10 protein-coding genes are annotated in these 13,733 nt (G+C 40.5%); all 10 read left to right on the plus strand.

The window, feature by feature from the left end:
* Positions 1-192: 192 nt before the first annotated feature.
* The 10 genes from ssnA to CC204_RS01355 all read left to right on the plus strand — a co-directional run bounded on the left by ssnA (position 193) and on the right by CC204_RS01355 (position 13,718).
* Entirely contained in the window at positions 193-1,527 is a 1,335-nt protein-coding gene (ssnA, locus tag CC204_RS01310) for a putative aminohydrolase SsnA (RefSeq protein WP_088268455.1), read from the plus strand.
* Positions 1,528-1,640: 113 nt separating this feature from the next.
* Entirely contained in the window at positions 1,641-4,646 is a 3,006-nt protein-coding gene (gene ygfK, locus CC204_RS01315; protein ID WP_088268456.1) for a putative selenate reductase subunit YgfK, read from the plus strand.
* 50 nt (positions 4,647-4,696) lie between these two features.
* Positions 4,697-6,079, plus strand: a complete 1,383-nt coding sequence (hydA, locus tag CC204_RS01320; RefSeq protein WP_088268457.1) for a dihydropyrimidinase — start codon at positions 4,697-4,699, stop codon at positions 6,077-6,079.
* 53 nt (positions 6,080-6,132) lie between these two features.
* Positions 6,133-7,326, plus strand: coding sequence for a diaminopropionate ammonia-lyase (dpaL, locus tag CC204_RS01325; protein ID WP_088268458.1), 1,194 nt, complete (start codon positions 6,133-6,135; stop codon positions 7,324-7,326).
* Positions 7,327-7,332: 6 nt separating this feature from the next.
* Entirely contained in the window at positions 7,333-8,649 is a 1,317-nt protein-coding gene (locus CC204_RS01330; RefSeq protein ID WP_088268459.1) for a YgeY family selenium metabolism-linked hydrolase, read from the plus strand.
* A gap of 118 nt (positions 8,650-8,767) precedes the next feature.
* Positions 8,768-9,961: a knotted carbamoyltransferase YgeW gene (gene ygeW / locus CC204_RS01335; protein WP_088268460.1), complete on the plus strand. Its 1,194-nt coding sequence runs from the start codon at positions 8,768-8,770 to the stop codon at positions 9,959-9,961.
* Positions 9,962-10,256: 295 nt separating this feature from the next.
* Entirely contained in the window at positions 10,257-11,195 is a 939-nt protein-coding gene (gene arcC / locus CC204_RS01340; RefSeq protein ID WP_088268461.1) for a carbamate kinase, read from the plus strand.
* A gap of 39 nt (positions 11,196-11,234) precedes the next feature.
* A complete protein-coding gene (locus tag CC204_RS01345; protein WP_088268462.1) occupies positions 11,235-11,615 on the plus strand; it encodes a RidA family protein in 381 nt (126 codons plus the stop codon).
* 97 nt (positions 11,616-11,712) lie between these two features.
* Complete coding sequence (locus CC204_RS01350; protein WP_088268463.1) at positions 11,713-13,032, plus strand: nucleobase:cation symporter-2 family protein; 1,320 nt, start codon at positions 11,713-11,715, stop codon at positions 13,030-13,032.
* Positions 13,033-13,133: 101 nt separating this feature from the next.
* Complete coding sequence (locus CC204_RS01355; RefSeq protein ID WP_088268464.1) at positions 13,134-13,718, plus strand: nucleoside-triphosphatase; 585 nt, start codon at positions 13,134-13,136, stop codon at positions 13,716-13,718.
* The last annotated feature ends 15 nt before the right edge of the window (positions 13,719-13,733 follow it).

Consider the following 13,733-nt stretch of genomic DNA (forward strand, 5'->3'; position numbering starts at 1 on the left):
TATAATTTACTCGAGTTAGAGGAAATAGTTTGCTGAAAGCAATGATGCGAACGCTTTCATCTGCTTTTAGAATAACAGAAAAAATTTGAACAGCCAACTATTTATACTTTCGTGAATATTTGAACTAGTCGTTTTGTAAGCGATTACTTATTTAGGGAAAATTAAAAAAATGAATTTATAGGAGGAGCAATGATGTTATTAGTTGGAAATGGACGATTGATTACTAGAGATGGACAAGGAGCTTTTTATGAGGACGGTTGTGTTGCGATTGAAGGAGAAACAATAAAAAAGGTGGGTACAACAGCTGATTTGCGTAAAGAATTTCCTAAGGCTGAATTCATAGATGCTAAAGGTGGCGTGATCATGCCAGGGTTTATCAATATGCATAATCACATCTATAGTACATTTGCTAGAGGATTGAGTATCAATGGGTATCATCCAAAGAATTTCATGGATATTCTAGAAGGTCAATGGTGGCGGATCGATCGGACGTTGAATTTAGATGACTCTTATCATAGTGCAAAAATCGCATACTTAGATAGTATCAAAAATGGTGTGACAACAGTTTTCGATCATCATGCGAGCTATGGTGCGATTGAAGGTAGTTTAACACAACTGTCAAATGCAGCAGACGAGTTAGGTGTGCGAACTTGCTTATGTTATGAAGTTTCTGATCGAGATGGTGAAGAGAAGATGAAAGCAGCAGTAAAAGAGAACGCTGATTTTATCAAGGCGAGTGCTGCTAGAAATGATGATATGCAAAAAGCAATGATGGGCATGCATGCAGCGTTCACTTTATCAGATAAATCGTTGGAACACTGTGCTGCGTACACGCCAAAAGGTGTGGGTTATCACATTCATATTGCAGAAGATATTGCAGATGTGTATGATTCATTGAAAAAACACGGGAAACCGATCATCAATCGTCTCTTCGATCTTGGCATTTTAGGCAAACAAACGATGGCAGGTCACTGTATTCATATAGGTCCACATGAAATGGAAATTTTACGTGACACTGAGACGATGGTCGTGACAAATCCAGAGTCAAATATGGGAAATGCAGTTGGTTGTCCGCCGGCAATGCGGATGTTTAATGAGTATGGCATTTTAATGGGACTTGGGACAGATGGCTACACCAATGATGTCACTGAATCCTATAAAGTCGGAAATATCATTCATAAGCATCATTTAGCGGATCCTAACGCTGCTTGGGCTGAAATTCCTGAAATGTTATTCAACAATAATCCTAAAATGGCGAATCGCTACTTTGAAAAGAAATTGGGTGTATTAGAGACGGGGGCAGCGGCGGATGTGATCGTTTTAGATTATAAAGGCCCGACACCAATGACCAAAGACAATTACAATTCTCATATTCTTTTCGGTATGAATGGCGGAGCTGTAACAGATACGATCATTGGTGGAACTATTCGTATGAGAAATCGAGAAGTTCAGGGCGTTGATGAAGCAAAAATTTGGCATGATGCACAAGTCCAAGCGCAAAGCCTCTGGAATAGAATCAACGCCTAAATAGTGCAACAGGCTGAACAGACGCCTTTTTCTTTCAAATACGTAGCTAAATGTCAATAAGGACTTGTTCAACCTAATCTTAAATAAGCAGAAAATTAAAAGGAGTGACACACATGAGTGACATCATGCATCCGATTTCGGTCGATGGGTTATTGAACTGGATTTTGAATGAATACAAAAATGAATCAACTATTTTCGGAGTACGAAAGTTTTATAAAGCAAATCCAACTAAAACGATTCCGCTTTTTGGTGAAAAAATGGAAACACCCTGCGGTCCAGCTGCTGGTCCACATACACAATTAACGCAAAATATCATTGCTTCTTATTTAACCGGCTCACGTTTTTTTGAAGTGAAAACCGTGCAGATCATCGATGGTGAAGATTTACCTGTGAGTAAACCTTGTATCACTGCCGCCGATGAATGCTATAACGTTGAGTGGTCCACCGAATTAAAAGTGCCGCAGGCTTATGATGAATACGTTAAGGCTTGGTTCATTCTAAAATTATTGAGTAAAGAGCTGGGGTTAGGTGATCCAGATGGCTTCATTTTTAACATGAGTGTTGGATACGATTTAGCGGGAATTCAGTCTCCAAAAATTGATAAATATATCACTGATATGCAAAATGCACAAGGCACACCGATTTGGGAAGAGTGTATTGAAGCTGCGAATAAGTATCTGCCGAAGTTCAAGCATATTGATAAAGCATACATTGACAGCATTAGTCCGAACGTTTGTCGTTCCATCACACTATCGACATTACATGGTTGTCCATCGGATGAAATTGAACGAATCACGACCTATTTGTTAGAAACGAAAGGACTGAATTCATTCATCAAATGTAATCCAACGATGCTTGGCTATGAATATACACGCCAAACAATGGACGACTTAGGTTTTGATTATATGGTCTTTGACGATCACCATTTTCTTGAAGATCTGCAATTTGAAGATGCTGTGCCGATGCTGCAACGTCTTCAAAAATTGGCTGACAGTAAAGGTCTGAACTTTGGTGTGAAAATCACGAATACATTTCCTGTAGGAATCGCAGAAGATGAGCTTCCAGGCGATGAAATGTATATGTCCGGGCGTTCGTTATTCCCATTAAGTATTTCTCTTGCTAAAAAATTATCAGATGCCTTCGATGGCAAACTCCAAATCTCCTATTCTGGCGGGGCGGATATTTTTAATATCAAAGATATCTTTGATGCAGGAATTTGGCCGATCACGATGGCAACTACTCTATTAAAACCGGGTGGTTACCAACGGATGAATCAGGTAGCAAATTTACTTGGAGACTCCGAATACCCTAAAGATGTGCGAGTAAACTTAGAGAAACTAGGAAAAATCGTTGAAAAGGCAAAATCACAAGGACGTTATAAAAAGTCGATCAAATTACCAGAAAGTCCCAAACTACGGACTACTGTTCCGTTGACAAATTGTTATACCGCACCATGCCGCAGTGATGGAGGCTGTCCGATCGATCAAGATATTCCAGCATATCTCCGTTATGTGAGTGAAGGAAATTATTTAGAAGCGCTGAAAGTGATCGTTGATAAAAATCCACTGCCGTTTATCACTGGAACGATCTGTGCTCATCCATGTATGACAAAATGTACTCGTCAATTCTATGAAGGTTCGATCAAAATTCGTGAAGCTAAACTGGAAGCGGCAGAACATGCTTATGATGAATTAATGGCTTCAATGACGAAACCGATTCGTAAAGAAAATGCAGCGAAAACAGCTGTAGTTGGCGGCGGACCTGCCGGAATCTCTGCTGGATTTTTACTGGCACGTGAAGGAATGCCGGTAACTGTTTTTGAAAAAGCTGATACGATCGGCGGCGTTTGTAGCCAAATCGTTCCAGAATTCAGAATTTCAATGAAATCTGTTCAAAATGACGTTGAAATGGCAAAATTCATGGGTGCCGAATTTAAAACAGGTCAAGCAGCCCCAAGCTTAGAAGAGTTGAGAGCACAAGGCTACACCAATGTCATTTATGCGATAGGTGCCTGGAAACATGGCAAATTAAGATTGGAATCAGGAGAGGCAATCAACTCGCTTGAGTTCTTAAAAGCCAACCGTGAAAACACGCAAATCAATCCATATGGAGAACAAATCGTCGTTGTCGGCGGCGGAAATACTGCAATGGACTGTGCAAGAGCAGCGACTACACTGCCAGGAGTGAAAAAGGTTTCTGTTGTTTATCGTCGTGACAAACGAAATATGCCGGCAGATGAAGAAGAATTATACTTCGCATTAGAAGATGGTGTGGAATTTTTAGAACTATTGTCACCAATCAAGTTGGAGAACGGTTTATTGACTTGTGAAAAAATGCGCTTAGGTGAACGCGATGCTTCTGGTCGTCGTAGACCAGTTGGTACAGGCGAATTAACAGAAGTTCCGGCGGATACAGTGATTGCTGCAGTTGGTGAAAAAGTTGACACTGATTTCTACCAATCGATCGGTATTACGACTGATCAATATGGAAAAGTTGTCTCAAATCAAGCAACACTGGAAACAAATCTAAAAGACGTATATGTGATCGGTGATGCAAATTTGGGTCCAGCAACAATTGTTGAAGCGATTGCAGATGCGACAAAAGCTGCCGGTAATATTTGCCACATCCATAACGATCATTATGAGCAAACAAACTTAAATAGTGATGTTGCTTCAGTTCGCAATAAGCGCGGAATTCTTGAACCAAATGAAGCGCTTTGTGGACAAGCCTCAAACTGCTTGGAATGTTCAACGATCTGTGAGTCATGTATGGATGTTTGTCCAAACCGCGCTAATATCGTTGTAACAGTCAAAGGTCAGCCACAGATCGTCCATGTAGATCGTATGTGTAATGAATGCGGCAACTGTGAGACCTTCTGCCCATACGCAAGTGCACCTTATAAAGACAAGTTCACTTTATTTAACACAGAAGCGGATTTCAATGATAGCACAAACTCTGGTTTCTATGTGATCGATCCGAGAGAAAAAATATGTATGGTTCGTTTGTGGGGGAATGTTTCAACGATCCGCTTAGATCAAGAAGGTGTTGATATCCCAGAAGATATTATTGATTTAATGAATACGATGATCGAAAGCTATGATTATTGTATGCAAATGTAAAAGACATGAGTTGCCCAAAAAACAACTTCTGAATCGATGGAGGTTAAAATATGTCTATTCTTTTAAAAGGCGGAGTTGTCGTCTCCGCAAAAGAGCGTCGCCAGCTGGATGTCAGGCTGGACGGTGAAACAATCATTGAAATGGGAACAAATTTAGCAATAGGTGAGTCCGAGGTAGAAGATGTCACAGGATGTTTTTTACTACCGGGATTTATCGATGCACATACGCATTTAGAATTAAATAACGGAAAAGGTTCGATGGGGACGGCTGATAATTTTTACACAGGCAGTAAAGCAGCTGTCGCCAAAGGAACCACCACCGTTATCGATATGGCCACACCAAGCAAAGGCAGTTCCTTAAAAGACTGCCTGGCTGCTTGGGATCATTTAGCCAAAGGAAATAGTTCATGTGATTATACGTATCATATGTCGATCATTGAATGGACGCCTGAAATCAAAGCAGAGATCAAAGAGATGATCGATGCTGGCATCACTTCCTTTAAAATGTATATGGCTTACGACAATCTACGAACAAAGGATGCTGAAATTTTTGAAGCCATGCAGGAAATTCGAAAATTTAACGGCATGCTTGGTATTCATTGTGAAAATGGGGATATGGTCAATGAGATGATCGCAAAGTTTGTTGCAGAAGGAAAACTGAGTCCTCATTTCCATCCACTGACTAGACCCGATTCAGTGGAAGCTGAAGCGGTAGAACGCTATTTGATGATTGCAGATTTAGCTGACTTGCCAGTTAATATTGTGCATTTGAGCACAAAACGTTCTTTAGAAGCGGTTCGTCGAGCCCGTGAACGAGGGCAAAAAGTTTACGTTGAAACTTGCCCGCAATATCTAGTTTTAGATGAACATTTATATGATAGTTCGGATTTTGAAGGAGCAAAATATGTTTGCTCACCGCCATTACGTTCTGTCGAAGATCAAGCAGCTTTGTGGACTGGAGTTATTGAAGGGACGATCGATACGATTTCTACCGATCATTGCAGCTTTAATTTTGAAGGACAAAAAACGATTGGGCGAGCTGATTTTAGCAAAATTCCAAATGGAATGCCTGGCGTAGAGACAAGGCCGGAGCTGATTTATACACAAGGAGTAACAACAAATAGAATCTCTTTAGAGCGGATGGTCGGACTTCTTTCAGAAGATATTGCTAAACAATTTTCTTTGTATCCGCAAAAAGGTGTGATCCAAAAAGGCAGCGATGCAGATATCGTCGTTTGGGATCCGCAAAAGAACGGTGTCATTTCAGCAGCCACACAGCTGCAAAATGTTGATTATACACCTTATGACGGTTTTGAAACAAAGGGTGCCGCACGTTCCGTCTACCTTAGAGGGCAAAAAGTTGCTGAAGAGGGTCAGATGATCGCTGAGAAAAAAGGTCAATTTGTTTTTAGAACGATTGCTCAAACTAATTAACGGAATCAATCAACCAGTGTTGATTTAAATAATAAATACGGAGGGGAACATTTTTGGAAAAAATAAAATGGACGGCAAATGAAATGCCTAAAACAGACGATCAGTATTTATCACTGATGTCGAAGGATTCGATTGAAAAAGCATTAGCTTTTCATCAGAGTTTTCCGCAATATAGCCAAACGCCATTGGCTGAAGTAAAAAATATGGCTGAATATTTAGGATTAAAAGACTTCTTTGTGAAAGATGAATCCTATCGCTTTGGATTGAATGCCTTCAAAGTACTTGGTGGTTCATTTGCGATGGCAAATTACATTGCAGAAAAATTAGGGAAAGATGTCGCTGATTTGACCTACGATGTTTTAACCTCTGATAAGCTGCGTGATGAATTCGGTCAAGCAACATTCTTTACAGCGACTGATGGAAATCACGGGCGTGGTGTTGCCTGGGCGGCAAATAAATTAGGACAAAAATCAGTTGTGCTAATGCCGAAAGGTTCAACACAAACACGGAAGGAAAACATTGAAAAAGAAGGCGCCAAAGTCACGATCGAAGAAGTCAATTATGATGAGTGCGTTCGGATGGCGAACAAAATGGCTGAAGAAACTGAAAACGGTGTCATGGTTCAGGATACTGCGTGGGACGGCTATGAAAAGATTCCGACCTGGATCATGCAAGGCTACGGAACGATGGCTTTAGAAGCATCTAAACAATTAGAAGAAGTAGGAAACAAACGTCCAACACACGTATTTGTTCAAGCAGGTGTGGGAAGTTTAGCTGGGGCAGTCGTTGGCTACTTTGCAAACTTATATCCAGACAATCCTCCGACAATGGTCGTTGTCGAAGCGCAAGCGGCAGATTGTTTATATAAATCGGCGATCGAAAAAGACGGCAAGATTCGTTTTGTTGAAGGAGACTTACAAACGATCATGGCAGGGCTTGCCTGCGGTGAACCAAATACGATTTCATTCGATATTTTGGAAAATCACACGTCGGTTTTCGTTTCAGCACCAGATTGGGTTTCAGAAAAAGGAATGAGAATGCTCGGAGCGCCATTAAAAGGTGATCCTCAAGTGATTTCAGGGGAATCAGGAGCTGTTGCAATGGGCTTAGTGGCAACTGCTATGCAAGATCCTGAGTACAAAGAGTTACGTGATGTCTTGAAACTGGATGAAAACTCTACTGTCTTGATGTTCTCAACAGAAGGCGATACAGATCCAGATAATTATAAAAAAATCTTATGGGGGTAATGGTAAATGGATTTCAAAGCAATTAACGCAGCAGCAGAAGGTTACAGAGCAGACATGATCAAGTTTTTACGTGATCTTGTAAAGATTCCGGGAGAAAGTGCTGAAGAAGGCGCAAAAATGGATCGTGCCAAAGCAGAGATGGAAAAACTTGGATTTGACAAAATCGAAGTTGATCCTCAAGGAAACTTATTAGGTTACATGGGCACAGGCAAAAAACTGATTGCCTTTGACGGACACATGGATACAGTTGGGATCGGAGAAATGAGTAACTGGGAATTCGATCCGTATGACGGATACGAAACAGATTCAGAAATCGGCGGCCGCGGCACGTCTGACCAAGAGGGCGGGATCGTTTCAGCTATCTACGGTGCAAAAATCATGAAAGACTTAGGTCTATTATCTGAAAAATATACAGCATTAGTTACAGTGACTGTGCAAGAAGAAGACTGTGATGGCTTATGCTGGCAATATATCATCAAAGAAGACAACATTCGTCCTGAATTTGTTGTGTCGACTGAACCGACAGATGGCGGAATTTACCGTGGGCAACGTGGACGTATGGAAATCAAAGTTGAAGTAAAAGGTGTTTCATGTCACGGCTCTGCACCAGAACGCGGAGACAATGCGATTTATAAAATGGCAGATATTTTACAAGATGTGCGTGCATTGAATAATAATGGTGACACAGAAAGTACAGCGATCAGAGGCTTGGTTCGCATGCTTGATCCAAAATACAATCCAGAATGGAAAGAAGCACGTTTCTTAGGCCGCGGAACCGTTACAGCTTCACAAATTTTCCACTCTTCTCCAAGCCGTTGTGCGGTTGCCGATGGTTGTACTGTTTCATTAGACCGTCGTATGACTGCAGGCGAAACATGGGAAAGCTGTCTAGAAGAAATTCGTCAATTACCGGCAGTTAAAAAATATGGCGATGATGTTGTCGTATCAATGTATGACTACGATCGTCCATCTTACACAGGCTTGTCTTATCCAATCGAATGTTACTTCCCAACATGGGTGATCCCAGAAGAACATGATGTAACGAAAGCATTGATGGAAACACACAGAAATCTTTACGGGGAAGAACGTGAAGGCTCAAAAGAAACGATTGAAATGCGTAAAGCGCGTCCGCTTCTTGATAAATGGACATTCTCAACTAATGGCGTATCGATCATGGGCCGTAACGGCATTCCTTGTATTGGCTTTGGACCTGGTGCCGAAGCACAAGCACATGCGCCTAATGAAAAAACGTGGAAAGACGATTTGGTTCGTTGTGCAGCAGTTTACGCTGCATTGCCAAGTGTTTATTGTGAAAACAACTAATTATTTCGCGGGTAAGTCAGTCTCAAAAAACTAATAGGAATCATCGAGTGATCGTCCTGATGAGTAAAGGACATCGGGGCGGTCATTTCGCTATGACTAATCAAAAGGGAGAAATAACATGGAAACTTTTAACGAATATATTGCAAAATTGGACAAATTAGAATTTGATAAAATGTACGAAAACGACTTTTTCTTAACATGGGAAAAAACACGTGATGAACTAGAAGCAGTCTTTACAGTAGCTGATACCCTACGTTATTTACGTGAAAACAATATCTCTACGAAAATTTTTGATAGCGGATTGGGAATTTCTTTATTCCGTGACAACTCAACGAGAACACGTTTTAGTTTTGCGTCTGCTTGTAACCTTTTAGGATTGGAAGTTCAAGATCTAGATGAAGGGAAGAGCCAAATCTCTCATGGTGAAACGGTTCGTGAAACAGCAAACATGATTTCATTTATGGCAGATATCATTGGGATTCGTGATGATATGTATATCGGTAAAGGAAATGCCTATATGCACGAAGTATCAGAATCTGTTCAAGAAGGACATAAAGATGGTGTATTAGAACAACGTCCGACATTAGTCAATTTACAGTGTGATATCGATCATCCGACACAAGCAATGGCTGATGCCCTTCATTTGATTCATGAATTTGGCGGCGTTGAGAACCTTAAAGGTAAGAAAATCGCTATGACTTGGGCTTATTCTCCATCTTATGGCAAACCATTATCAGTTCCTCAAGGAATCGTTGGTTTGATGACACGTTTAGGGATGGATGTTGTTTTAGCTCATCCGGAAGGCTATGAAATCATGCCGGAAGTAGAAGAAGTGGCAAAGAAAAATGCTGCTGAATCAGGCGGTTCATTTACGAAAACAAATAGCATGGCAGAAGCGTTCAAGGATGCTGATGTTGTTTATCCTAAGAGCTGGGCACCGTTTGCAGCGATGGAAAAACGTACACAATTATACGGTGAAGGCGATCAAGCTGGAATCGATGCGTTAGAAAAAGAATTGCTGGCAGATAATTCTAACCATAAAGATTGGGAATGTACGGAAGAATTGATGAAAACGACAAAAGACGGCAAAGCATTATATATGCACTGCTTACCTGCTGATATCACTGGGGTTAGCTGTGACGAAGGCGAAGTAGCGGCTTCTGTTTTTGACCGTTATCGTGTTCCGCTATACAAAGAAGCTAGCTACAAACCATATATCATTGCGGCAATGATCTTCTTAAGCAAAGTGAAGAGCCCGCAACAAACATTGAAAGAGCTTGAACAAAAAGCAACGCCAAGAGAAGTAAAATAATAGCGTAGTAAACATTGGCATGAAGTGAGATGCTTTTTCTATCAGTGATGATAGTCACTAGTAAAATAATTTGCTCTCTTTAAGAAAAAAATAAAATGATAATAAGACCTTTCCAAGTCCGTTTATGTAGGCTATCTGTTAAGAAGAATTTGTTTTGAGACGAATCTGCTGTCCACAGGTTCTGACCACTTCATGCACAATTCAGATTTTTCTTAACACTCATTGACAGGATTTATTGAAGAGAAAGCATCTTGCTTTTTTACTAAAATATCGAAACAATAAGGTGGATGATTGAATGGTAAAACGAGTAGTCGTTGCCCTTGGCGGAAATGCTTTAGGGGATAATTTAACAGAACAAATGACCGCAGTCAAAGAAACATCAAAAGCAATCGCGGATTTGATCGAAGCAGGCTATGAAGTGATCTTATCTCACGGAAATGGACCGCAAGTCGGAATGATCCAATTGGCGATGGAAGAACTTTCATTAAGCAATCCTGAAAAATATCCGACAGTTCCATTATCGGTCTGCGTAGCGATGAGTCAAAGTTATATTGGATATGATCTACAAAATGCTCTTCGTGAAGAATTACTGAGCCGTGATATTACACAACCTGTCGCTACGGTGATCACTCAGGTCGGTGTTGATCCAAAAGATCCGGCTTTTGACCGTCCGGCAAAACCGATTGGACGCTTTATGTCTAAAGAAGAAGCCGATCAACTAGTCAAAGAAAAAAATGTAACAGTTGTTGAAGATTCAGGTAGAGGTTATCGTCAGGTCGTTGCCTCACCAAAACCAAAAGAAATCATTGAAGTCGAAACGATCGCATCACTGATCAAGTCTGGTCAAACAGTCATTGCTTGCGGCGGTGGCGGAATTCCTGTTGTTAAGGAAGGCAATCATTTAAGCGGCGTTCCAGCTGTGATCGACAAGGATTTTTGTAGTGAATTACTAGCAGAATTGGTAGATGCGGATTTATTGATCATCCTGACAGCTGTTGAAAAAGTATGTGTCGATTTTGGGAAACCGACACAAAAAGAATTAACGAATGTTACGATCGATGAAATGAAGCAACATGCCAAAGATGGTCAATTTGCGCCTGGATCGATGTTGCCGAAAGTTGAAGCAGCGATTCAGTTTGCAGAATCAAAACCAGGACGTAAAACGTTGATCACTCTTTTAGAAAAAGCGAAAGATGGTATTCTTGGTAAAACAGGAACAACGATCCAACAATAATATAAAAAACGAATTTAAATAGGAATAGGAGTGAAGTAGATGACAAATAAAATGATCAATTCAACCAACGCACCAGCAGCAGTAGGTCCATATTCACATTCAGTTTTAGCGGGACAAACACAGTATATATCCGGCCAACTGGGACTAGACCCTGTAAGCGGAGAAATGAAAGAAACGGTTGAGCAGCAGGCGGAACAAGCACTAATCAATTTAGGTGCTATTCTTAAAGAGACAGATATGACTTATGACAATGTTGTAAAAACAACGGTCTTTTTAAAGAACATGTCAGATTTTGCTAAAATAAATGACATTTATGGGAAATACTTCTCAAACACTCTTCCTGCTCGTTCGTGTGTAGAAGTATGTGAGTTACCTAAGAACGGACTTTTTGAAGTAGAAGCAATCGCAGTCAAAAATTAATTTTTGAAAAACTCTCGTAAAGAAAAGGGTTGCGGATTTTTGAGACTCGTGAAGTGCAGTCCTTTTTAAAATAAAAAGAGAAGAAGGAAACTTGCCTATGAGTGAAAAGGAAGAAAAGGCATTGTTCGACTATGATGCCAAATTATCGATCAAAGAAGCTGTTCCGATGGGCTTGCAACACGTCGTAGCAGCAGTCGTTGGGATCGTTACACCAGGAATCATGATTGCAAAAGTCTGTAATCTGGATTCCGGTGATACAACGATCATGATTCAGACGTCGCTGATTTTTTCAGCAATTGCTACGTTGATCCAATTATTCCCGATTTTTGGGAAGGTTGGTTCTAGACTCCCTGTGATGATGGGAGCCAGTTTTGCCTACGTCCCGATTTTGATGGCGATCGGCGGAGATTTTGGAATTGCCGCAATATTCGGTTCACAGTTAGTCGGCAGTATCTTGGTTATTTTAGTTGGTTTGTCAATTAAAAAAATTCGGATATTGTTTCCGCCTTTAGTTACTGGTACAGTTATATTGAGTATTGGATTATCTTTATTTCCAGTAGCGATCAAATATATGGCTGGTGGTGCCGGCAGTCCTGATTTTGGTTCTGCCCAAAATTGGTTAGTGGCATTACTAACATTTGCAGTGGTCTTTTATTTTAATTATTTTTCTAAAGGCTTTCTAAAATTATCGTCCATTTTAAATGGAATGATCATTGGCTATATCGTATCGTTAGTTTTAGGAATGGTCGATTTTGGGCCAGTACAAGAAGCCTCTGTTTTTCAAGTGATCACACCACTGTATTTTGGTCTTGATTTTCAGCTTGTGCCCATTCTGACGTTAGTAGTCATGTTTATTGTTGATGCTGTTCAGGCAATCGGTCAATTTACTGCGACGACAGTTGGTGCGATGGATCGGGAACCGACAGATAAAGAGCTTTCTGGCGGAATTATGGGAAGCGGTTTCTCAAACTTTATTGGTAGTTTCTTTGGTTCTGTGCCAGTCGCTACTTTTGGCCAAAACGTTGGATTAGTGACCGTAACAAGAGTGATCAATAAATATGTAATGGTTTTTGCTTCAGTCATTCTATTGGTTGCAGGATTTGTTCCAAAAGTCGCTTCGATTTTGACAACGATTCCTTATGCTGTGATCGGCGGGGCAACAATTTCCGTTTTTGCTTCAATCTCAATGACAGGTATTCGGATGATTTCATCCCAAGAATTAACACCAAGAAATACAGGTGTTGTAGGGATTGCCTTAGCTTTTGGGATAGGTGTGACATTATCTGTCGGCAGCTTGAGTGGCTTTCCACCTTGGGTGACGACGATTTTTGGAAATTCGGAAGTCATTTTGACAACAATCGTTGCTGTACTCTTGAATGTATTATTAAAAGAGGAGAAAGAAGTGGCAATCGAGTAATAAGAAAGAGTTTCTCCTTAGAGATAATAAATGGGTTGAGGCGAAAAGATGCTTTTTGCCTCAATACCGATTGAAACTATATTGCTAAAAAGGAGGACGGTATGAGACACTTTTTTCTGGAAGGGGATAAATTTGTCGGGAAATCGACAATGCTGCAAAAAGTGGTACAGGAAATGGCGATTCCGGTGGGTGGTTTTTACGTCGAACGAAGACGAGATGCTTTAGGAAATATTACTGGTTTCGAGTTGAAGGCAGCTTCAGAATTATCTGTATCTACAAACAGTCTAGAAAACGTCGACCATCACTGTTTTATCCAGACGAAAGATGGAAAACGCAGTCGAAACTTAGCGGTTTTTGAAGAATTTGGCTGTGAACTGCTTCGTAAAGCAAGGCAATCTGGACAGATAATACTTTTAGATGAAATCGGCGGAGTAGAGCTCTTGTCAGATCGATTCACCAAAGAATTGCATACAACGATTCAACAAGTTCCAAAAATTTTGGGAGTATTTAAATCTGAAAAGAATTATCAACGACAAAAACAGCATACAGTCGAAAAACTTGAAATCAGTCATCAGCGAGAATCACTAAAACAAGAAATTTTTAAAGCTGATGGAGAAATCATCCCATTTACGCATGAGAATCAAGACTCGCTAGAAACAAGACTACGTCTTTTTTTGAAGAAGTAATTTTTTTTGCTAGCC

This window comes from Enterococcus wangshanyuanii (assembly GCF_002197645.1).
Lineage (GTDB): Bacteria > Bacillota > Bacilli > Lactobacillales > Enterococcaceae > Enterococcus_L > Enterococcus_L wangshanyuanii.

Excerpts from the sequence above, each read along its gene's own strand:
- CC204_RS01355 (WP_088268464.1), top strand. The coding sequence starts at position 13,134 with ATGAGACACTTTTTTCTGGAAGGGGATAAATTTGTCGGGAAATCGACA.
- hydA (WP_088268457.1), top strand. The coding sequence starts at position 4,697 with ATGTCTATTCTTTTAAAAGGCGGAGTTGTCGTCTCCGCAAAAGAGCGT.
- arcC (WP_088268461.1), top strand. The coding sequence starts at position 10,257 with ATGGTAAAACGAGTAGTCGTTGCCCTTGGCGGAAATGCTTTAGGGGAT.
- CC204_RS01345 (WP_088268462.1), top strand. The coding sequence starts at position 11,235 with ATGACAAATAAAATGATCAATTCAACCAACGCACCAGCAGCAGTAGGT.
- CC204_RS01330 (WP_088268459.1), top strand. The coding sequence starts at position 7,333 with ATGGATTTCAAAGCAATTAACGCAGCAGCAGAAGGTTACAGAGCAGAC.
- ygeW (WP_088268460.1), top strand. The coding sequence starts at position 8,768 with ATGGAAACTTTTAACGAATATATTGCAAAATTGGACAAATTAGAATTT.
- CC204_RS01350 (WP_088268463.1), top strand. The coding sequence starts at position 11,713 with ATGAGTGAAAAGGAAGAAAAGGCATTGTTCGACTATGATGCCAAATTA.
- ygfK (WP_088268456.1), top strand. The coding sequence starts at position 1,641 with ATGAGTGACATCATGCATCCGATTTCGGTCGATGGGTTATTGAACTGG.
- ssnA (WP_088268455.1), top strand. The coding sequence starts at position 193 with ATGTTATTAGTTGGAAATGGACGATTGATTACTAGAGATGGACAAGGA.